The sequence below is a fragment of the Amycolatopsis sp. MEPSY49 genome (assembly GCF_051337345.1).
Lineage (GTDB): Bacteria > Actinomycetota > Actinomycetes > Mycobacteriales > Pseudonocardiaceae > Amycolatopsis.
Genome location: NZ_JBDLYJ010000009.1, coordinates 285,849 through 305,049 on the forward strand (window position 1 = coordinate 285,849; position 19,201 = coordinate 305,049).

Sequence of the window (19,201 nt, forward strand, 5' to 3'; positions counted from 1 at the left end):
TCACCAGTCGTGGACGGAGCCGTCGAGGCGGCGCGCCACCGGCAGGTAGCGGGGATCGTACGGGAACTTCTCCGCGGCTTCGTCGTCGTACTCGACTCCCAGCCCGGGTTCTTCGGACGGCAGCAGCACGCCGTCGGCGTACATGGGGCCGCCGTGGAAGACCTCGGCGGTCTCGTCGGCGAAGCCCATGTACTCCTGGATCCCGAAGTTCGGCACGGAGATGTCGACGTGCACCGCCGCGGAGAGCGTGACCGGTGAGAGGTCGGTGGCGCCGTGCGAGCCGGTGCGCACCTGGTAGAGCGCGGCAAGGTCGAAGATGCGGCGCAGGTGGCTGATCCCGCCGGCGTGCACGACGGTGGTGCGCACGTAGTCGATGAGCTGCTCGGTGATGAGGTGCTGGACGTCCCAGATGGAGGTGAGCGCCTCGCCGACGGCGATCGGCGTCGTCGTGTGGCTGCGGATGAGCCGGAAGGCCTCCTGGTTTTCGGCCGGGGTCGGGTCTTCCATCCAGAACAGGCGGCAGTCCTCGACGCTCTTGCCGAACCGGGCGGCCTCGATCGGGCTGAGCCGGTGGTGGACGTCGTGCAGCAGGTGGAAGTCGAAGCCGAAGCGCTCGCGGACTTCGCGCAGGTACGTCGGCGCGAAGTCGAGGTAGGCCTCGGTGCTCCACGGCTGCTCGTCGGGCAGCGCGGTCGCGGCCGGTTCGTAGACCTTGCCGTGGCGGACGCCGTAGCTGCCCGCGATGCCGGGGACGGCGGCCTGCGCGCGGATCGCGCGGTAGCCGAGGTCGCGGAAGCGGGCGACGTCGTCGAGCAGCTGCGGGACGTCTTCGCCGCTGGCGTGGGAATAGACCAGCACGCCGTCGCGGGCGCGGCCGCCGAGCAGCTGGTAGACGGGCAGGCCGGCGACCTTGCCCTTGATATCCCACAGCGCGGTGTCGACGGCGGCGATCGCGGTCATCGTCACCGGCCCGCGGCGCCAGTACGCGCCCTTGTACAGGTACTGCCAGGTGTCTTCGATGCGCGCGGGATCGCGGCCGATCAGCAGCGGGACGAGGTGGTCGCGCAGGTAGCTCGCGACGGCCAGCTCGCGGCCGTTGAGCGTCGCGTCCCCGAGCCCGGTCACGCCGTCGGACGTCGTGATCCGCAGCGTCACGTAGTTGCGGCCCGGCGAGGCGACCAGCACCTCGACGCGTTCGATCCTGCTCACTGGCGGCTCCTGTTCATCAGCACTTGTATACAAGCCCCTGTCGGCTAGGATGTCAAGGGTGACCGAACGGAACAAGCGCGGGACGAACCGGCGCGCGGTGTACGAGACGCTGCGGCGCAAGGTGCTGACGCTGGAGCTGCCCCCCGGCGCCGCGCTGTCGGAGAACGAGCTGGCGGCGAGCCTCGGCGTCAGCCGGACGCCGGTGCGCGAAGGGCTGATCCTGCTGTCGGACGAGGGCCTGGTGCAGGTGTTCCCGCAGATCGGTTCGTTCGTCTCGCGGGTCGACCCGCAGCGCGTCGCGGACGCGCAGTTCCTGCGGGAAGCGGTGGAGCTGGCGGCCCTCGACGACCTGCCCGCTTCGCTGGACGACACCGTGGTCGAGGAGCTGCTGGAGAACCTGGCGCGCCAGCGGCACCCGGAGATCGGGCTCGAGGAGTTCTTCGCGCTGGACGAGGCGTTCCACCAGGGGCTGCTCAAGCTGAGCGGGCACGGGAACGCGTGGACGACGGTCGCGTCGGCGAAGGGACACCTGGACCGCGCCCGCCGCCTCGGCCTCTACGACGCGCAGTCCCCGGCGGAGTTCGCGACGCAGCACGTGGAGATCTTCGACGCGGTGCGGGCGGGCGACATCCCGGTGGCCCGCACGGCGATGCGGCGGCACCTGCGCGCGGTGTTCGAGGACGTGGAGCGGATCCGGGAGCGGTCCCCGGAGCTGTTCAGCGCGGACCCGGACTCCGTCCCGACGCGGCGCAACGTCGTCGTCTGGGAGTGAGCGTCAGCCGGTGGCCAGGAACTGCGCCACCTCGGCCGGATCGCCGCCGCCGGTGGTCACCGGGACGCCCGCCTCGCGCAGGTGGTCCGCGAACTCGGCCGATTTCCGGCCGCCCGCGATCAGGAACGGTGGCGCGCCCGCACCCGCGTACGTCAGCGGGCTCGCCTCGCGCAGCGTCGCCGGGGAACGGCCCAGTGCCAGCAGCACCGACGCGCGCGTGACCGGGTCCAGGCCCGCCAAGTCGAAGTCCGCCGGGGCGTCGACCACCGCCACCGCGCGGACCTCCGGCTTCCCGGCCACGCCCAGCAGCGACGCCAGGGTGCCGCCTGTTCCCGTACCCACGGCCGCGATCCGCGCCGGGTCGAGGTTCAGCGCCTCCGCGTTGGCCTTGAGGAACCGGACCGCGCAACGGGCGTCCTCCAGCGGTGCCGGCCACTGTGCGGCGGGCGCGAGGCGGTAGTCGATCGAGGCGACGGCGAACCCGCGCGCCGTCAGCGCGTCGCGCAGGGGAACCAGCCGCGAGCCGGCCAGGAGCGCGCCTGGGCCCGACGGCCGGCGGTTGCCGGAGACGAGCCCGCCGCCGTGCAGGAAGAGTGCGACCGGGGCGGCTGCTCGGCCGGCCGGGCGAGCGAGGTCCATGGCGAGCGGGATGCCGTCCGGACGGCAGTACTCGACGGTGCTGCCGTCCAAGAGTGCCGAAGCGGCCGTTCCGCTGATGCGGTCACCGGCCGCGACCGTGCCCGCCGCGCCGGCCGCGAGGACCACCAGCAGCACCGGGAACAGCAGGATCCACGCCGTCACGCGCCGGGGCAGCGAGGGCCGCGGGTGCGCGCGCCGCCGTGCGACGATCAGGAAGCCGAAGACGGCGATGACCTGCAGCGCGGCCGCGACGTAGTCGGTGAAGCCGACGACGGTGTCCGCGGGCTGCCACGGGTCGAACCGCGTGAGCAGCCCGAGCGGCCGGCTCGCCACCCACAGCGCGAGGCCGCCGGCGGCGGTGAACGCGCCGGCGTGGGCGGTCTTGCGGGTCGGCCACCCGAGGACCGCCACGAAGGAAATGAACTGGATGGCGGCGACCAGGGCGAACAACATCGCGTAGAACTGCCAGACCCGCCAGAGCGCGGGCACCGAGGCGGCCGGGATCAGAGCGCCGCCGAGGGCGGCGAAAGCGGCCGTGACCAGCACCGGTCCCCGCCTGAGCGGTGGCGGGTCGGGGTAGCGCGCGGCCGTCGACGGGCGGCGTGTGCCGGGATACCCGTCGACGACCCTCATGGCGCCAGTGTCACCCCGGTCCGGGGTCCGCCGCCACGGCTCAGGCGGCGAACCCGGCGAGCGCGCGCACCTCGATCGGCGCGTGGATCGCGGCGGTGACCCGGGCGGCCCACCCCAGCGCGGCGTCGGGACCGTCGGCTTCGATGAGGCTACTTGCGCGCGGCCGTGTAGTTCCGGAACAGCAGGTAGGTGTCCAGGATGTCGGACGACGCGCTTTCGACCGAGCGGTAGATCCCCCACTTGGGCCGCACGTAGTCACCCTGGTCCGGGATGTTCACGTTCGACATGCTGCCCTGCGCCGCGACCGGCGCGCCGGACCCGGTCCCGTTGCGGATGACGCAGGACGCCTTGCCTTTGGCCCCCGGGGTGAACGTCCACTCGATGGTGATCCACTTGTTCCGCAGCGGCGACAGGTCGGTGGCCGCGATGCTCGGCGAACCCGAGTTGGCGTACGCGCGGGCGTTCAGCATTTCCTTGCCGCCGCTGCGGGTCAGGTCCAGCGTCACCCACGGGCCGCCGTTGGTGGACGGCGTCTTCGTCTGGAAGATGTGGGTGAACTTGCTGGTGCCGTGCAGGGTGCCGGGGATGTACATCTCGTAGGAGAGCGTCCAGGTCTCGCCGTCGCGCATCTTGAGCGTCGTGCCGCTCTGCACCATGCCCTTGGATTCGGTGCGCTGACGGTCGCCGCCGCCGGTGGTGTCGCGGTCGTCCTTCCAGATGTTGAAGCGGTAGTGGTCGCCCTCGACGACGACGTACTTGCGGTCCGGGTGGTGGTTGCCGCGGTCGGCTTCGATGCCCTCGAAGGCCTTGAGCCCGTCGGTGGCGGGGTCGGGGTGCCAGAGCGGGGCGGCTTGCGCGAGCGGGCTGAACAGGATCGGGACGGCGAGGGCGGCGACGGCGAGGGCCGTCCTGCGGGGGAACTGGGGCATCGTCGGTGTGTCCTTCCTGACGAGGTGGTCGGCAGGGGTGCACATCGGTCGGCGGACGGACCCGGCGAACCGGGTTGGACATCCGATGTCTGGCGCCACGAAGTTAGCGCTATCCGGCAGTGGTTGGCAAGATGCAGGTCTTCTTGGTCGGCGATTCATCTGATGGATAAGCTGGTGCCATGCCGCACTTCCGGGGTTACGACGGCGTGGAGCTCACCTACCGCGACCTCGGCGCGGGCCGGCCGCTGGTGCTGTTCCACGGCTTCACCGGCTCAGGCCGCGACTGGCTCGGCCCGGCCGAGGTTCTCGCCGGCCACGGGCACCGCGTGCTGCTGCCCGACCTGCGCGGCCACGGCACGAGCGCCCACCCGCACGACCCGGCCGCCTACCCGCCCGACGTCCTGGCCGACGACGGCTTCGCACTCCTCGAGCAACTCGGTCTCGACGACTACGACCTGGGCGGCTATTCGTTCGGCGGCCGGGTGGTGCTGCGCCTGCTGGCCCGCGGTGCCCGGCCCGGCCGTGCGGTCATCGCGGGCCAGAGCCTCGACGCCGTCCAGCGCGCGACCTCGCGGACCGGCGTCTACCACCGGGCGCTGACCGCCTTGATCGACGGCGAATCCGTGGCACCCGGGTCACCGGCGTACTGGATCGGGCAGGCCGGCGGCGACCCGGTCGTGTTGCGGCACGTGCTGGGCACGCACGTCCCGACGACCGGCCTCGACCGGATCACGACGCCGACGCTCGTAGTGGTGGGCGAGGAGGACCACAGTCACGCGACGGCGGACGCGCTGGCCGCGGCCCTGCCGAACGGCCGGTTCGCCCGGGTACCGGGCGACCACTACACGGCGATGTCGAGCCCGGAGCTGACCACGGCGATGGTGGAGTTCCTGGCGCCCGGCTGAGTCAGCCGATCCGCCACAACGAGATCGCGTTCGAGTCCCGGGCCACGGAAACCACGAGATGCCCGTCCGGACCGAGCACCACGCCGTCGATCGCGCCCGCCTTGGGCAGCTCCGCCTCGCCCTTGAACGTCGCGTCGCCGGCGTCCGGAACGTCCCACAGTCCGATGGTGCCGGTGAAACCGGCGACGGCGAGGAGGTGACCACCCGCGCCGAACGCCAGAAAACTCACTCCGTACCCGTGCTTCTGTTCCGCGCCGACGGCCTGTGGCCGGGCGGGGACCGACGTCGTCCACAGCTGGAACGCACTCGCCTTGCCGACCACGAAACCGCGGCCGTCGGGCCGCACCGCCACGTCCGCCGTGTCGGCCGGGTCCGTGCCGCTGAGCGTCGTGATCTTCGCCGGGTCCGCCACGTCCAGCACCAGCGCCGGTCCGACGTCTTCCTGGGCGACCACCAAGGTGCGCCCGTCGGGGCCGAACGCCAGCAGGCCGGCGGACGAAACGCCGGTCAGCCGCGGCGAAGACCCCAGCTCCACCGGATGGGCGGGGTCGGCGACGTTCCAGAGCGCCACCGTTCCGGTGCGGGAGACCGCGAGCGTCCGGCCGTCCGGGCTGAACGCCAGCGCGTCGATGGCGCAGCACGGCATCGTCCGGGTCGTGAACTGCCCGAGCGGCGCGGGGTGCGCCGGGTCGGCCGAGCTCCACAGCTGGACGATCTCCTGGTCCGTGACGGCCACGACGTGCCCGTCGGGACGGAAGGCGGCCAGCTCGGTGTACGGCTCGCCCAGCCCGGGACGCGGTATCCGGCCAGCCGGCCGGGGATGGCCCGGGTCGGCCAGGTCCCAGAACTGGGCCGCGGACTCGGCTCCGGTGAGGAGCACGCGGCCGTCCGGGCTGAACGCCACCGCGTGCGGCACGTTGTTCCCGCTCAACGACACTGCGCCGGGAAGCGCGCCGAGCGCGGCCGCGGGTACCGGCGGTTTCCCGTCGCCGGAGTCCGCCACGGCCCACGCGACGAACAGCGCGACGACCAGACCCACGATCGCGAACAGCACCGGGAGCTTCATCGCCGGGCGCGAAGGCGGCTTCGCCCCGATCGGCTCGGTCGCGGCGACCGTGGTCGTCCGCTGTGGCACGGTCTTTTCGGGATCGGCCGGCCGCGGGCTCGCGGCCCCGGGCCGCAGCAGCGCCAGTGCCTGCTCGACCGTCAGGCGCGCGGCGGGATCGCGGACGAGGCACCCGGTGATCACCCGCGCGAGCGGGCCGTCGCACGGTGGAGCCGGCAGCTCGGCGTACAGCACCGCGTGCAGGACGGCCGCGGCGGCGGGGCGGTCGAACGGACCCCGGCCCGCGACGGCGTGGAAGAGCGTGGCCCCGACGGACCACAGGTCGGCGGCCAGCGTCGGATCCTCGCCTTCGAGGAGCTCCGGAGCCAGGTAGCCGGCGGAGCCCGTCACGCCGTCGCGGGTCAGCCGGGTCTCGTCGACGGCGTGGGCGATGCCGAAGTCGATCAGCTTCACCCGGTCGCCGGGGAGGACCAGCACGTTGCCCGGCTTGATGTCCCGGTGCACCACGCCGATCCGGTGGGCCGCGGCCAGCGCTTCGAGGATCCGCACCGCCAGCGCGGCGACCCGCTTCGCGGGCAGCGGCCCTTCGCGATCCAGCACCTCCGCCAAGGATGGAGCGTCGACCAGCTCCATGACGACGTACACCGCGTCGTCGTCTTCGGTCGCGGGCAGGACGTCGTGGATCGCGACGACACCGGGGTGGCTGATCTGCCCGGCGGTGCGCGCCTCACGCAACGCGCGCCGGGCGATCAGTTCCCGGCCGTCGGAAGGGAGGCCGGCCGGCGGGCGCAGTTCCTTGACGGCGACGACCCGCCCGATCAGCTCGTCGGTCGCGCGCCACACCTTGCCGAAGCCGCCTTCGCCGAGTACCGAGCCGAGCCGGTACCGCCCCCGGAGGAGCTGCGCCATCGCCTCTCCTCGCCGACGCGTGATCGCTCGCCGGCGAGCGGGCCGCCCCCGGTGCATCCTTCGCCGGACGTTAGCAGCCGGGCCGGTTCGGCGTAGGCGGATTCGTCAACCGGCGTAGCACTCGGCCAAGGCGCCGAACGCCGCCTTCGGTTCCCACGGCACGTCCGCGTACGTCTCCCCCTTGCCCTCCGCCAGCACCTTCACCACGCCCCAGCTCGCCATGTCCAGGTCCGCCCGGGGATCGGCCCGGTGCACCAGCCCGTAGCACACGAACGTGCAGGCGAACGCCGCGTCGACGCCCTCGGTCTCGAACACCTCCAGCAGCTCGCGGAAGTACCGCGCCTGCTCCTCTTCGTCCCGCACGTACGAGCCGTTCAGCCGGACCGGCTCGTCGCCCTCGTACTCGACGATTTCGCCGCAGCGGGCGCCGAGGTCGGCCGCGCCGCGGTAGGGCGTCACGCCGAACTCCGTGATCGCCACCGGTTTGCCCGAGGCGACCAGCGTGCGGACGCCCTCGCGATACACGTGCTCGACCTCCTTCGACCGGTGCGCGTCCACCGAAACGATGTCGAACGGCGTCCAGTCCACCCGCTCCAGCGGCACCGACGCGTACGTGACGCGGCCGCCGAACCGCGCCCGGACCGCCTCGACCGCGCGCGCCAGGAATGCGTTCACCTGCGCCGGCAGTCCCGCGACGAGCTCCCGCGACGCCTTCAGCCCGGCCACCCGGGCGGGGAGGTCGTCGCCCGGCAGGAAGCCGTGGTTGAACAGGCTCAGCTCGGCCCCGGTGACGAACACGACCTCGGCGCCGACCGTGCGGAGGCGTTCGGCCCGCGCGGCGCCGTCGGCCAGCAGGTCCAGGATCTCCGCCGGGCGGAGGTCCCAGGGGAACGGCGAGAACCAGACCTCCAGGCCGAGCGCGGCCGCCTCACGCGCGGCGTGCTCGATCCGGTCCAGGTCCGTGCCGATCAGCCGCACCGCCGTGCAGTGCAGGTCGTCGCGGATGATCGTCAGCTCGCGGCGGACCAGGTCCGGGTCGAACGGGCGGTTGAACCGCCCGCCGCGCGCCAAGCCCGTGTCGTAGCCGATGCCCTTGGCTCTCACAGTTCCTCCGGAAATTTAGGGTACGGTCCGTACCGTACCCTAAAGCGGTACACTGCCGCACATGGCCGAGAAGACCCGCCGCCGCGGCGCCGAACTGGAAGACGCGATCCTGCGCGCGGCCGCGGACGAGCTCGCCGAAGCCGGCTACCCCGGCCTGACGATGGAACGCGTCGCGCACCGGGCCGGCACCAACAAGAACGCGATCTACCGCCGCTGGCCGAACCGCGCCGCGCTCGGCGTCGCCGCCTACCGGCACGTCGCCGAGGACCGGCTCACTCCGCCCGACACCGGCAGCCTCCGCGACGACGCGCTGGCCCTGCTGCGCGCGATCAACTGCGGCCAGTCCTCCCCCGCCGCCCGGATCCTGCGCGGGCTGCTGACCGGCGTCGGCGACGAACCGGAGCTCCGGCAGCGGCTGCACGACCAGGCCGCCGAGGGCGGGACGAAGCCGTGGCTCACGCTCGTCGACCGGGCCGTCGCGCGCGGCGAGGCGCGCCCCGAAGCCCGGAACCCGCGCGTCGCCACTGTGGCGCTCGTGCTGCTGCGCAACGAATTCCTCACGCGCGGACTGACCACTGTGGACGATTCGGTGCTCGTCGGGATCGTCGACGACGTCTACTTGCCGCTGGTGGGCGCGTAGATCGTCAGGCGCAGCGCCGGATCCTCGGCGACCTGGAACGTCGCGTAGTCGAAGTCCGCCGGATCCGGGCTGTACAACGTCTTCCGGCCCGGACCGCTCCGGCCGACGTCGTGGCGGTCCCACCACTTCGCGAACTCGCGGCAGCCCGAGCGCAGCCGCGCCGCCAGCCCGGTGAACGCCGGGTCGCCGGCCCACAGGTCGTGCGCGGAGCGGAACTGCGCCACCGCGTGCTCGGCCTGCGCGGCCCAGCCCCGGCCGAACAACAGCCGGCCGCGCGCGTCGAGCAGCAGGAAGACCAGGACGTTCCGGTCCGCTTCCGGCAGCGCGGCGAAGTCGGTGAACAGCTCGGCCGCCGCGTGGTTCCAGGCCAGCACGTCCCAGCGGCGGCCCGTCACGTACGCCGGCTCGCTCAGGCCTTCGACGAGCCGGCGGGTGGCTGCCGGCACCTGTTCGCGCGCGAACGGGGTCCGGGCCGGGTTCCGGGCGAGGGCACGCAGGTGGGCGCGCTCGGCGTCGTCCAGCCGCAGGGCACCCGCGAGGGCTTCGACCGTCGCGGCCGACGGGCTGACCGTGCGGCCCTGCTCGAGCCGGATGTACCAGTCGACGCCGATGCCGGCCAGTTCGGCGACCTCTTCGCGACGCAGCCCGGGCGTCCGGCGCCGGCGGCGGTCCGGCAGCCCGAGCGCTGCCGGGTTCAGCCGCTCGCGCCGGGACCGCAGGAACTCTCCCAGCCCCGCTCGCGCCGCGTCCGGCATGAGGACCTCCGTGGCACTCGACAGTCCCAGGACAATACCAGGTCTGGTTACCGCTCCCGATCTTCCCGAGGATGGCGGTATGAAAGCCGCTGTCCTCGAAGAATTCGGTAAGCCGCTGTCGGTGTGCGATGTCCCCGACCCGGTGCTCGGCACGGGCGAAGTGCTGGTCGACGTCGTCGCGGCGGGCGTGCTGCCCTACGCGGCGGAGGTGTTCCGCGGCGAGCGGAACTACCTGCTGACGCTGCCGGTCGTGCCCGGCGCCGGCGCGGTCGGCCGGGTGCGCGCGACCGGCCCGGACGCGACCCGGCTGAAGCCCGGCGACTGGGTCCTGTGCGATCCCACCGTCCGCTCCCGCGATGACGCTCTCACCCCGGACATCACGCTCCAAGGCCTGAGCGCACGCGGCGACGGCGGCCTGTTCCTGCAGCGGCACTTCGGCCACGGCTCGTACGCCGAGCAGGTGCTCGTGCCGACCGAGAACGCGGTCCCGCTCGGCCCGATCGACCCCGCCGACGCCGGCCGGTGGACCGCGCTCACGTTGTGTCTCGTGCCGTACGGCGGACTGCTCGCGGCGGATCTGCGGCCGGGCGAGACCGTGCTGGTCAGCGGCGCCACCGGGAACTTCGGCAGCGCGGCCGTCGCCGTCGCGCTCGCGATGGGCGCGGCGTGCGTGGTCGCGCCGGGCCGGAACGAGGCGGCTCTCGACGACCTCGAACGGCGGTTCGGCGCGCGCGTCCGGACCGTGCGGCTCACCGGCGACGACGACACGGCCCGCCTGCGCCACGCGGCGCCCGGTCCGATCGACGTCGTCCTGGACCTGCTGCCGCCGTCGGCGGGCACGGCGCCCGTGCGCGTGGCGGCGATGACCGTCCGCGAGCACGGCCGGGTGGTGCTGATGGGCGGGGTCGGCATGCTCGGCGGCGACGACCTCGCCCTGCCGTACCCGTGGCTCATGCGCAACAACATCACCCTGCGCGGCCAGTGGCTGGCCCCGCGGACGGCGAACGCGAGCCTGATCGCGCTCGCGCGCGCCGGCCTGCTGGACCTGGACCTGTTCGCCGTCACCGAGTTCGGGCTCGACGACATCGCGGCGGCGCTCGACCACGCGGCCGGCACGACGACGCGCTTCGCCGTCACGGTGGTGCGTCCTTGAGTAGCTTCGAAGGATGACCCGGCTCGACCGCCACGCGAAGATCGCCGCGGCCCTCGCCGAGGCACCCGACGACCTGCTGGATTCGGCTCGCCCGCTCGGCACCGGGATCGGCGGGTCGACCTGGCTGCTGGAGGTGGCGGGCGAGCCGGTGTTCGTGAAGCGGGTCGCGCTGACCGACATCGAACTGGCGAACCCGCGTTCCACGGCGGACCTCTACGGGCTGCCGCCGTGGTCGCACTACGGCGTCGGCTCGGCGGGCGGCGGGGCGTGGCGCGAGCTGGAAGCGCACCTGGCGGCGACCGACTGGGTCAGCACCGGCGCCTGCGAGAACTTCCCGCTCCTGCACCACTGGCGGGTGCTGCCCGGTGTGCCGCGCCCCAGCACGGACATCGAGCGGGACGTCGCGTTCTGGCACGGCGACGCGGGTGTCCGGCGCCGGCTCGAAGCGCTCGCCGGCGCCACCACCGATCTCGTGCTGTTCCTCGAACACCTGCCGCAGGACCTCGCGCGCTGGCTCACCGCCAACCCCGGCGGCTTGGCCCTGGCCCACCGGGACCTCCGTCGCGTCACGGAGTTCCTGGCGGGCCAGGGGGTTCAGCATTTCGACGCGCACTTCGCGAACATCCTCACCGACGGGGACCGGCTCTACCTCACCGACTTCGGCCTCGCCGTGATGCCGGGCTTCGCGCTTTCGGCGGCCGAAGCGGAGTTCCTCGCCGACCACTCCGCGCACGACCGGGCCTACGTGCTGACCCGCCTGCTGAACTGGGCCGTCCGGCACGACCTCGACGACACCGGCCTCCGTGGCTATGCCGAACTGGCCGCAGTCGTCAACGCCTTCTACTTCGCGCTCCACACCGAAAGCCGCAAGACGCCGTACCCGCGGGACGAGATCGCTCAGCAGTTGGAGCGCGCGGGCTTGCCCGCGAACCGGTCGCCGAGGTAGTTCACGACGTCGCCGGCGGAAAACGCCAGCGTCGTCACGTGCTCGCCGAGGTACGTGCCCCACGTGACGTCCACCCCGGCCGCGCAGTACTCACGCCGCAGCGTCTGGGCCTGCGACAGCGGGATGATCTCGTCGAGGCTGCCGTGGAACAGGAAGACCGGCGCGTGCGGCGGCCGGGCGCCCAGTTCGTTCTCCGCCAGCCTCGCCTGCCACTTCGCCGTCGTCAGCGGGTTGGCCGTCGTGTAGTCGGCGATGCGCCCGAACGCGTAGCCGAACACCGCGTCGACGCAGGCGTCCTGCTGCGTCTCGTACAGCGTGCGGCCACGGTCGTTGAGGTAGTCCGGCAGGTCCAGCTCCGGGTACGCCGCGTCCAGGCCCAGCGCCGACAGCAGCAGGAACCCGAACCCGACACCGCCGTCGAGGCTCTTCGCCACGACGTTCAGGTCCGCGGGCGTCCCGCCGGCCGTGATGCCGGCGACGTGCAGTTCCGGCGCGTACGACGGCGCCAGCTCACCCGCCCACGCCGCTCCCCCGCCGCCCTGGGAGTAGCCGGAGAACGCGACCGGCCCGCCCGCCGCGAGCCCCGCGGCCGGCAGCCGGGTGGCCGCGCGGACCGCGTCGATCACCGTGTGCCCCTCCGAGCGGCCGACGACGTAGGTGTGCAGGCCCGGCGTGCCGAGGCCCTCGTAGTCGGTGATCGCGACGGCCCAGCCGCGGCTCAGCATCGCGTCGACGAACAGCGGTTTCTCGTAGTCCGGCTGGAACTTCGAGGGTGCGCAGCGGTCGCCGATGCCGCGGGTGCCGCCGGCCACCGAGACGATCGGCCGCGGGCCGGCGCCGGTCCACGGCGCCGTCGGGACCAGGACGCGGCCCGACACCGCGATCGGATTGCCGGTCGCGGACCTCGACCGGTACAGCACGAGGAATCCCTTGGCCGGGCCGGAGTCCGGCAGCGGCCGCCACCAGACGACGTCGCCGTCGGCGCCGGCCGGCAGCGGGCTCGGCGGCGTGTAGAACGCGTCGCCGTCCGGCCCGCGCGGCGGATCGGCGGCGATCGCCGGGCCGGCCGTGGTGAGCACCAGGACGACGGCCAGCAGGACCGTCCACAAGCGACGCATGAGATCTCCAGGGCTTCAGAAGACGCGATCGACGTCTTCGGCGATCAGGTGGTCCAGCGCGCGCTCGGCGAGCGCGGCGATGGTCATCGAGGGGTTGCAGGCGGCGGTCGTGCCGGGCATCAGCGCGCCGTCGAGGACGTAGAGGCCGCGGTGGCCGAGCACGCGGCCGTCGAGGTCGCAGACCGAGCCCAGCGCGGCGCCGCCGAGCGGGTGCCACGTGCTGGGCGCGACGGCGGTCGTGTCGAGCAGCACGCCGAGCGGGCCGGCGATGCGGGAGACGCGTTCGTGGATGCGCGCGCCGAGCTTCGCGTCGGCGTTCGCCGGCCAGTGCAGGACGGCGTCGTCCTTCGCCGCGTCGTAGACGAACCGGCCGCGGCCGCCGCTGATCCCGTACCCGACGAGCATCGTGGTCCGCAGGTCCGGCAGCGGCGGCAGCGACGCCTGGATGACGGTGTTGGCCGTCGCCGGGTCGGCCCACTCCTTGCTGCCGTAGACGACCGGGCCGCCCTGCGGGGCGCCGAAGTCGTCGGCGAGGTCGGTCCAGGTGTAGATGCGGTCGCCGTTGCTGCCCCAGCCGGCGCCGAGCGCGTCGGGCAGGTCGGGGATGTCGCCCTTCGCGCCGGCGCGCATCAGCAGCCGGGTCGTGTTCGCCGTGCCGGCCGCCATGACGAGCGCTTTCGCCGTGAGGACCTTCCGCTCCAGCACGGTTCCGGCGGTGTCGATGCGGTCGGCGCGGATCTCCCAGCGGCCGTCCGGGGCCAGGGCGACGTCGGTGACGTTGTGGAGGGTCGCCACCGTGCAGCGGCCGGTGGCCTCGGCGGCGGCGAGGTAGGTGACGTCGACCGAGTGCTTGCCGCCGTTGTTGGCGCCGAGCGCGCAGTCGCCGTTGGTGTAGGACGGTTTCATCTCGCCGTTCAGCTCGCGCAGGGCGAAGTCCCAGTCGATCGGCATCGGGATCTTCTCGACCGCGTAGCCGGCGTTGCGCGCGTTGCGGGCGAAGACCCGTGACGCCTTGTACGACTTGCTTTCGATGAGGGCGTCCGGGGCGGGCGCGATGCCCAGCATGCGGGCGACGCGTGGGTAGTACTCGGCGTCCAGCCGCGCGTAGTCGAGCTGTTCGGGGAAGCAGGCGTGGAAGAGCTCGGCCGTCGGCTGCAGCGTCATGCCCTGGTAGACGAGCGACCCGCCGCCGACGCCGGCCGCGCACATCATGCTCATGCCCTGACCGCTGACTTGCTCGAGCAGCCCGGTGTAGCGCTCGAACGGCGGCAGCGACGGCAGTCCTGGCAGCGCTGGGGCGGAGCCCAGCCAGAAGATCCGCTTGTCGGGCGCCGACGTCGGGTGCGGGAACGTCTCGGCGCCGGGCCCGGTCGGCCAGCGGCGGCCGCGTTCGAGCACCAGCACCGGCACGCCGGCCTGCGCGAGCCGCAGCGCCGTGACCCCGCCGCCGAACCCGGACCCGATGACGACGACCCGGTGCTCTTCCCGGGTGACCGGCACCCGGCCCGCCCCGAGCGCGGCGACGCCCGCGACGGCGGCCGCGCCCCGCAGGACGGTTCGGCGGTTCAGGCTGCGCATGGGGCGGCTCCTTCGGCGACGGTGACTTTCGGTGACCTTAGGAATCCGAACCGAGAGATGGAACGGATTGCCGGTCTCACTACTCGCGAGTAGGGTCCGGGGTCATGCGCGCTGTGCGACCGTCCGCGGCCGTGCCCCGGCGCGTCGACGCCCGCCGCAACCGCGAGGCGATCCTCCGCGCCGCCGACGAGGCGTTCAGCGAGGACGCCGACGTCGTCCTGGACGAGGTCGCCCGCCGCGCCGGGCTCGGCCGCGCGACGGTCTACCGGCACTTCCCCGACCGCACGGCACTGGCCCTCGCGGTCGCGGCCCACCACTTGGCGGCACTGAAGAACCGGGCGCGCGGGCCGGAGCCGTTCCGCGAGCTGCTGCGGACGGTGCTGGCCATGCAGGCCCGGCGGCGCCCGCTCGTCCGGCTGTTCCGCGAACTGCCGGAGCGCAGCCAACGCCAGTACACGCAGGCGCTGGTTTCGTTGCTGCGCCCGGCTTTCGAGGAAGCGCAACGCGAAGGCAGTGTGCGCGCGGACCTGGAACCGGCGGATCTGGCGCTGCTGTTCGAGATGCACGAGGCGGCGCTGGTGGCGGCGGAACCGGCCGAGCGCCTGGTGCGGGTGTTCCTCGACGGCCTGGCCGCTACGCGTGAGCCGGGTGCGGAACACACTTAGCCCGCCTGGAGCACTCCTTGCGCCGAACGTGTGAACCCCGGTCGCGCAGCGAAGATCCGCAGGTCGGACCACAAAATCGTGGTTGACCGGCGGGAAGCCTGGGTACTTCGGGGACACGGCACGGCACCCCGGATCCCAGGTCCTCCTTCGCCGGGCCGCCCCTCCGCCCGTGACCGGGTTCGCCCGCGGCACGGCACAGCCACGCACATTTTTCGCCCACCGGAGTGCACCATGACCAACGACTCAGGAGCCTGGCACGCCAAACTGCAGCGCGAACAGGAAGCCATCCAGCGGAAGCGAGCGCGGCAGGCCTCGCGAACGCCGGCCGGGACGTCCGCCACGCCCCGTTGACCCGACCGTCCACAAAGGATGCCGCGGTGCCCGGTCGAGGTGCCGCGGCATCGCTCGTCGCGGAGTCGTCGGCAACGCTTCCGCGTATTTCCGGAGCGCCTCGCCGCGACTGACCGGTGCCGGAACCCGGGCGGCCTCTTGACCAGCGGACACGACGGACTCTAAGGTCAGCGTGCTCCATTCGATGTTAACGTTAACATTCACTGGTCCCCGACGCGCCCCCGAAGGAACCGACAACGATGAAGTTGTTCTCCCCGCGCCGTTTCGGCGTCGTGCTGGCCGTCGCGGCCGCACTCGTCCCGCTGGGCACCGCCGGTGCCGGCGCCGCGCCCCCGTCCGACGGAGTCCGGGAAGCCGCGAGCACCCTGTCCGTGCCCGGCATCGACGACGTCCGCGGCAACCTGACCCTGCCGACGAGCGGCGCGGACGGCACGAGCGTCGCCTGGACGTCGTCCGCGCCCGCCGTCATCACCCCGACCGGTGAGGTCACCCGGCCGCCGACCGGCGCTCAGCCCGCGAAGGTCGTCCTGACCGCGAAAGTGAGCCTCGGCCGCCAGAGCACGACGCGGCGGTTCACCGCCACCGTCGTCCCGAAGCCGAAGCAAGAACCCTTGGCGGGCTACAGCTTCTTCTACTTCACCGGCGAAGGCACCTCCGACGGCGAGCAGATCTACTCGGCGCTCAGCAAGGGCAACGACCCGCTGAACTGGACCGAGCTGAACCACGGCCGCCCGGTGCTCAAGTCGAGTCTCGGCGAGCGGGGCGTGCGCGACCCGTTCATCCTCCGCTCCCCCGACGGCGACAAGTTCTACCTGCTCGCCACCGACCTGCGGATCTACGCCGGCCGCGGCTGGGACGCCGCCCAGCGCACCGGCAGCCGGTCGATCATGGTCTGGGAGTCCACCGACCTGGCGCACTGGTCGCGCCAGCGCAGCGTCCAGGTCTCCCCGCCGGCCGCCGGCAACACCTGGGCCCCCGAAGCGTTCTGGGACGCCAAGCGAGGAACCTACGTCGTCTACTGGGCTTCCAAGCTCTACGCCGAGAGCGACCCGAACCACACCGGGGACAGCTACAACCGGATGATGTACGCGACCACGCGCGACTTCGTCACCTTCACCGCGCCGCAGGTGTGGAACGACCCGGGCTACTCGGTGATCGACTCGACGGTCATCAAGAACCAGGACACCTACTATCGCTTCACCAAGGACGAGCGCAACAACACCTCGTCGACGCCGTGCAGCAAGTTCATCACCGAAGAGAAGTCCACCGACCTGCTCGACCCGCACTACGGCTTCGTCGCCGACTGCATCGGCAAGGCGACCGCGACCAGTCCCGGTCTGTCCGCGGGCGAAGGCCCCACCGGGTTCAAGTCCAACACCGAGGACAAGTGGTACCTGTTCATCGACGAGTTCGGCGGCCGGGGTTACGTCCCGTTCGAATCCACCGACCTGAACTCGGGCAAGTGGACGATGTCCGCGGGCGCGCACCTGCCCGCGTCGCCGCGGCACGGCACCGTCCTGCCGGTCACGCGGGCGGAAATGGACCGGTTGAGCGCTCCCCCGGCGCCCGTGCGCGCGGACGCGGACGGCCTGGTCGCGCACTGGCCGCTGGACGCGAAGTCCGGCCCGGTCGCGGCCGACACGACCGGCCACGGCTACGACGGCGCCCTCGCCGGGGACGTCTCCTGGGCCGGCGGCTCGCTGGCCTTCGGTGGCACGAACGGCCACGTCCAGCTGCCGAACAACCTGCTGACCGGCGCGGCCGCGGCGACCGTGTCCGCCGACGTCCTGGTCGACCCGGCCCAGCAGACGCCGTACTTCCTGTGGGGTCTGGGCAACACCGCGAAGGACGGGACCGGCGACGGCTACCTGTTCACCACCGGCGGCACCGCGAGCGGCGGGCTGCGCGGCGCGATCGCGACCGGGAACTGGACGACCGAACAGCAGGTGGCGGCGAGCGGCGGACTGCCGCGCGGGGTCTGGAAGAACCTGACGCTGACCGTCGGCGACGGCGTGGCGGTGCTCTACCTCGACGGCGTCGAAGTGGGGCGCAACGCGAACGCGACGATCAAGCCGGCCGACCTCGGCGACGGCGTGACCGCGGCCAACTACCTGGGCCGGTCGGTGTACGCGGGCGACAAGTACTTCCGCGGCAAGATGAAGGACGTGCGGCTCTACAACCGTGCCCTGTCGGGACTCGAGGTCTCCGCGCTGCCGTCCAACAGCACGACGATCCGCTCGGTGGAACTGGCTTCGCTGAAGACACCGGCCGTCATCGACTCCGGCGCGTCGACGGTCGTGCTGCCGGTCAAGCCCGGAACGGACCTGCACCGGCTGTCGCCGAAGTTCGGGCTGGCCCCGGGCGCCACGATCACGCCGGACACCCGGACCGTGGACCTGAGCCGGCCGCGGCGGTTCACCGTGACCGGCACGGGCGGTGACCGTCGCGTGTGGACGGTCGAGGCCCACGAGACGCGCAGCCCGGTCCTGCCCGGCTACCACGCCGACCCGAACATCGTCGCGTTCGGCGACACGTACTACCTGTACCCGACGACCGACGGCTTCGACGGCTGGAGCGGCACGAAGTTCTCGGCGTGGTCGTCGAAGGACCTGGTGAACTGGACGGACGACGGCGTCGTCCTCGACCTCGGCCCGGACGTCTCCTGGGCCGACAAGAACGCCTGGGCGCCGACGATCGCGCAGCGCAACGGCAAGTACTACTTCTACTTCTGCGCGGAGGCCAAGATCGGCGTGGCGGTGAGCGACTCGCCGACCGGCCCGTTCGTCGACTCGGGGAAGCCGCTCATCGCGACCAACCCCGACGGCGGCCAGGCGATCGACCCGGCGGTGTTCGTCGACGCCGGCGGGCAGCCGTACCTGTACTGGGGCAACGGGAACGCGTACGTGGTGCCGCTGAACGACGACATGGTGTCGTTCGACCCGGCGAAGATCACCCGGCTCACCGGCCTGGACGGGTTCCGCGAGGGCTTGTTCATGGCGCGGCGGAACGGGACGTACTACCTGAGCTGGTCGATCGACGACACCCGCAGCGAGGACTACCGCGTCGGCTACGCGACGGCGCCGTCGCCGACGGGGCCGTTCACCAACCACGGCCTGATCCTGAGCAAGGACGCGCACCTGGGCGTCCTCGGCACCGGGCACAGCTCGATGCTGCAGGTCCCGGGCACCGACGACTGGTACCTCGCGTACCACCGGTTCGGCATCCCGGGCGGCGACGGCACCCACCGCGAGACGACGATCGACAAGCTGACGTTCCGGCGCGACGGGACGATCGCGCCGGTGACGCCGACGCTGGAGAGCGTGCGGCCGGAGCGGATCCCGCAGTGCCGGGGGAAGGTCCGCTACAGCTGACGCGGGGCCACCCGAACCGGTGAGACGGAGATCACCAGCGGTGGCGTTTACCCCGGTATGAGCGGGGTAAACGTCCGCCGTTGGTGTCTGTTCGCCGCTTCCGCCCAGGAGTCGTTTGATGACCAGCGTCCTGACCGACGGCCTCGAAAGCTCGCGCCCGGTCCCCGTGCCGCGTCGCCGTCCGGTTGCCTCCGACGCGCTCACCGAACTCGGCCGCCTCGCCGCGCTGGCCGAGCTCGCCCGGCGGTCTTCGCCGTCCCTCATGCACCACGCGATCCTCGCCGGCACGGCGCCCGCCACGGTCGCGGCGGCCGCGCAGATCGACGTGGCCGAGGCGCACATCCGCTGGCACGAGTGGGCGGACGCGGCGGTCGGCCGCGACGAGTACCTCCGCGTGCACACGGCGTTCGCCGAAGCCGTCATCGCCCGTCACGAAGCCTTCGAGGAAGACCTGTGAA

General features: G+C 72.6%; 16 protein-coding genes. 8 read left to right on the forward strand and 8 right to left on the reverse strand.

Annotation, left to right across the window (positions count from 1 at the left end; all coding sequences use genetic code 11):
* Nucleotides 1-1,209: a D-mannonate dehydratase ManD gene (manD, locus tag ABFJ78_RS34480; protein ID WP_436391211.1), complete on the reverse strand. Its 1,209-nt coding sequence runs from the start codon at nucleotides 1,207-1,209 to the stop codon at nucleotides 1-3.
* 49 nt (nucleotides 1,210-1,258) lie between these two features.
* Here manD and ABFJ78_RS34485 point away from each other — a divergent pair, with 49 nt between their 5' ends.
* Complete coding sequence (locus ABFJ78_RS34485; RefSeq protein ID WP_436391213.1) at nucleotides 1,259-1,981, forward strand: GntR family transcriptional regulator; 723 nt, start codon at nucleotides 1,259-1,261, stop codon at nucleotides 1,979-1,981.
* Nucleotides 1,982-1,984: 3 nt separating this feature from the next.
* Here the strand turns inward: ABFJ78_RS34485 and ABFJ78_RS34490 are convergent, their stop codons facing one another.
* Together ABFJ78_RS34490 and ABFJ78_RS34495 are read right to left on the reverse strand one after the other, a co-directional pair.
* Nucleotides 1,985-3,253, reverse strand: a complete 1,269-nt coding sequence (locus tag ABFJ78_RS34490) for an alpha/beta hydrolase fold domain-containing protein (RefSeq protein WP_436391215.1) — start codon at nucleotides 3,251-3,253, stop codon at nucleotides 1,985-1,987.
* A gap of 149 nt (nucleotides 3,254-3,402) precedes the next feature.
* Nucleotides 3,403-4,182: a hypothetical protein gene (locus ABFJ78_RS34495; RefSeq protein WP_436391217.1), complete on the reverse strand. Its 780-nt coding sequence runs from the start codon at nucleotides 4,180-4,182 to the stop codon at nucleotides 3,403-3,405.
* Between the two features lie 179 nt (nucleotides 4,183-4,361).
* On the opposite strand from ABFJ78_RS34495, the gene ABFJ78_RS34500 reads away from it, so the two are divergent.
* Nucleotides 4,362-5,087: an alpha/beta fold hydrolase gene (locus ABFJ78_RS34500; protein WP_436391219.1), complete on the forward strand. Its 726-nt coding sequence runs from the start codon at nucleotides 4,362-4,364 to the stop codon at nucleotides 5,085-5,087.
* Between the two features lies 1 nt (nucleotide 5,088).
* Here the strand turns inward: ABFJ78_RS34500 and ABFJ78_RS34505 are convergent, their stop codons facing one another.
* Both ABFJ78_RS34505 and ABFJ78_RS34510 read right to left on the reverse strand, forming a co-directional pair.
* On the reverse strand, nucleotides 5,089-7,062 hold the full coding sequence (locus ABFJ78_RS34505) for a WD40 repeat domain-containing serine/threonine protein kinase (RefSeq protein WP_436391220.1): 1,974 nt from the start codon (nucleotides 7,060-7,062) through the stop codon (nucleotides 5,089-5,091).
* A 105-nt stretch (nucleotides 7,063-7,167) separates the two neighbouring features.
* The gene (locus ABFJ78_RS34510) at nucleotides 7,168-8,166 is read right to left on the reverse strand and encodes a hypothetical protein (protein WP_436391221.1); all 999 of its coding nucleotides are present in this window, start codon (nucleotides 8,164-8,166) and stop codon (nucleotides 7,168-7,170) included.
* Between the two features lie 61 nt (nucleotides 8,167-8,227).
* On the opposite strand from ABFJ78_RS34510, the gene ABFJ78_RS34515 reads away from it, so the two are divergent.
* Nucleotides 8,228-8,806: a TetR/AcrR family transcriptional regulator gene (locus tag ABFJ78_RS34515; RefSeq protein WP_436391222.1), complete on the forward strand. Its 579-nt coding sequence runs from the start codon at nucleotides 8,228-8,230 to the stop codon at nucleotides 8,804-8,806.
* On the opposite strand, the gene ABFJ78_RS34520 is transcribed toward ABFJ78_RS34515, so the two are convergent.
* Nucleotides 8,782-9,561, reverse strand: a complete 780-nt coding sequence (locus ABFJ78_RS34520) for a helix-turn-helix transcriptional regulator (RefSeq protein WP_436391223.1) — start codon at nucleotides 9,559-9,561, stop codon at nucleotides 8,782-8,784. The two genes, ABFJ78_RS34515 and ABFJ78_RS34520, sit on opposite strands and share 25 nt — an antisense overlap.
* 79 nt (nucleotides 9,562-9,640) lie before the next feature.
* Between ABFJ78_RS34520 and ABFJ78_RS34525 the strand changes: the two genes are divergently transcribed.
* Both ABFJ78_RS34525 and ABFJ78_RS34530 read left to right on the forward strand, forming a co-directional pair.
* Entirely contained in the window at nucleotides 9,641-10,714 is a 1,074-nt protein-coding gene (locus ABFJ78_RS34525) for an alcohol dehydrogenase catalytic domain-containing protein (RefSeq protein WP_436391224.1), read from the forward strand.
* Between the two features lie 13 nt (nucleotides 10,715-10,727).
* Nucleotides 10,728-11,660 (forward strand): hypothetical protein, encoded by a 933-nt coding sequence (locus ABFJ78_RS34530; protein WP_436391225.1) that lies wholly within the window; start codon nucleotides 10,728-10,730, stop codon nucleotides 11,658-11,660.
* On the opposite strand, the gene ABFJ78_RS34535 is transcribed toward ABFJ78_RS34530, so the two are convergent.
* The gene (locus ABFJ78_RS34535; RefSeq protein WP_436391227.1) at nucleotides 11,612-12,778 is read right to left on the reverse strand and encodes a lipase family protein; all 1,167 of its coding nucleotides are present in this window, start codon (nucleotides 12,776-12,778) and stop codon (nucleotides 11,612-11,614) included. The genes ABFJ78_RS34530 and ABFJ78_RS34535 overlap by 49 nt on opposite strands.
* A gap of 15 nt (nucleotides 12,779-12,793) precedes the next feature.
* Nucleotides 12,794-14,356, reverse strand: a complete 1,563-nt coding sequence (locus ABFJ78_RS34540) for a GMC oxidoreductase (RefSeq protein ID WP_436391229.1) — start codon at nucleotides 14,354-14,356, stop codon at nucleotides 12,794-12,796.
* Nucleotides 14,357-14,460: 104 nt separating this feature from the next.
* Between ABFJ78_RS34540 and ABFJ78_RS34545 the strand changes: the two genes are divergently transcribed.
* The 3 genes from ABFJ78_RS34545 (at nucleotide 14,461) to ABFJ78_RS34555 (ending at nucleotide 19,200) form a co-directional block, all read left to right on the forward strand.
* A complete protein-coding gene (locus tag ABFJ78_RS34545) occupies nucleotides 14,461-15,021 on the forward strand; it encodes a TetR family transcriptional regulator (protein ID WP_436391231.1) in 561 nt (186 codons plus the stop codon).
* Between the two features lie 590 nt (nucleotides 15,022-15,611).
* Complete coding sequence (locus ABFJ78_RS34550) at nucleotides 15,612-18,743, forward strand: family 43 glycosylhydrolase (protein WP_436391232.1); 3,132 nt, start codon at nucleotides 15,612-15,614, stop codon at nucleotides 18,741-18,743.
* Between the two features lie 118 nt (nucleotides 18,744-18,861).
* Nucleotides 18,862-19,200 carry a hypothetical protein gene (locus ABFJ78_RS34555; protein WP_436391234.1) on the forward strand — a complete coding sequence of 113 codons (339 nt, stop codon included), beginning with the start codon at nucleotides 18,862-18,864 and terminating at the stop codon, nucleotides 19,198-19,200.
* Nucleotide 19,201: the final 1 nt, after the last annotated feature.

Coding starts and splice junctions, on each gene's coding strand:
- ABFJ78_RS34545 (WP_436391231.1), top strand. CDS start 14,461: ATGCGCGCTGTGCGACCGTCCGCGGCCGTGCCCCGGCGCGTCGACGCC.
- ABFJ78_RS34550 (WP_436391232.1), top strand. CDS start 15,612: ATGAAGTTGTTCTCCCCGCGCCGTTTCGGCGTCGTGCTGGCCGTCGCG.
- ABFJ78_RS34500 (WP_436391219.1), top strand. CDS start 4,362: ATGCCGCACTTCCGGGGTTACGACGGCGTGGAGCTCACCTACCGCGAC.
- ABFJ78_RS34495 (WP_436391217.1), bottom strand. CDS start 4,182: ATGCCCCAGTTCCCCCGCAGGACGGCCCTCGCCGTCGCCGCCCTCGCC.
- ABFJ78_RS34535 (WP_436391227.1), bottom strand. CDS start 12,778: ATGCGTCGCTTGTGGACGGTCCTGCTGGCCGTCGTCCTGGTGCTCACC.
- ABFJ78_RS34505 (WP_436391220.1), bottom strand. CDS start 7,062: ATGGCGCAGCTCCTCCGGGGGCGGTACCGGCTCGGCTCGGTACTCGGC.
- ABFJ78_RS34555 (WP_436391234.1), top strand. CDS start 18,862: ATGACCAGCGTCCTGACCGACGGCCTCGAAAGCTCGCGCCCGGTCCCC.
- ABFJ78_RS34515 (WP_436391222.1), top strand. CDS start 8,228: ATGGCCGAGAAGACCCGCCGCCGCGGCGCCGAACTGGAAGACGCGATC.
- ABFJ78_RS34540 (WP_436391229.1), bottom strand. CDS start 14,356: ATGCGCAGCCTGAACCGCCGAACCGTCCTGCGGGGCGCGGCCGCCGTC.
- ABFJ78_RS34525 (WP_436391224.1), top strand. CDS start 9,641: ATGAAAGCCGCTGTCCTCGAAGAATTCGGTAAGCCGCTGTCGGTGTGC.
- ABFJ78_RS34520 (WP_436391223.1), bottom strand. CDS start 9,561: ATGCCGGACGCGGCGCGAGCGGGGCTGGGAGAGTTCCTGCGGTCCCGG.
- ABFJ78_RS34485 (WP_436391213.1), top strand. CDS start 1,259: ATGTCAAGGGTGACCGAACGGAACAAGCGCGGGACGAACCGGCGCGCG.
- ABFJ78_RS34490 (WP_436391215.1), bottom strand. CDS start 3,253: ATGAGGGTCGTCGACGGGTATCCCGGCACACGCCGCCCGTCGACGGCC.
- ABFJ78_RS34530 (WP_436391225.1), top strand. CDS start 10,728: ATGACCCGGCTCGACCGCCACGCGAAGATCGCCGCGGCCCTCGCCGAG.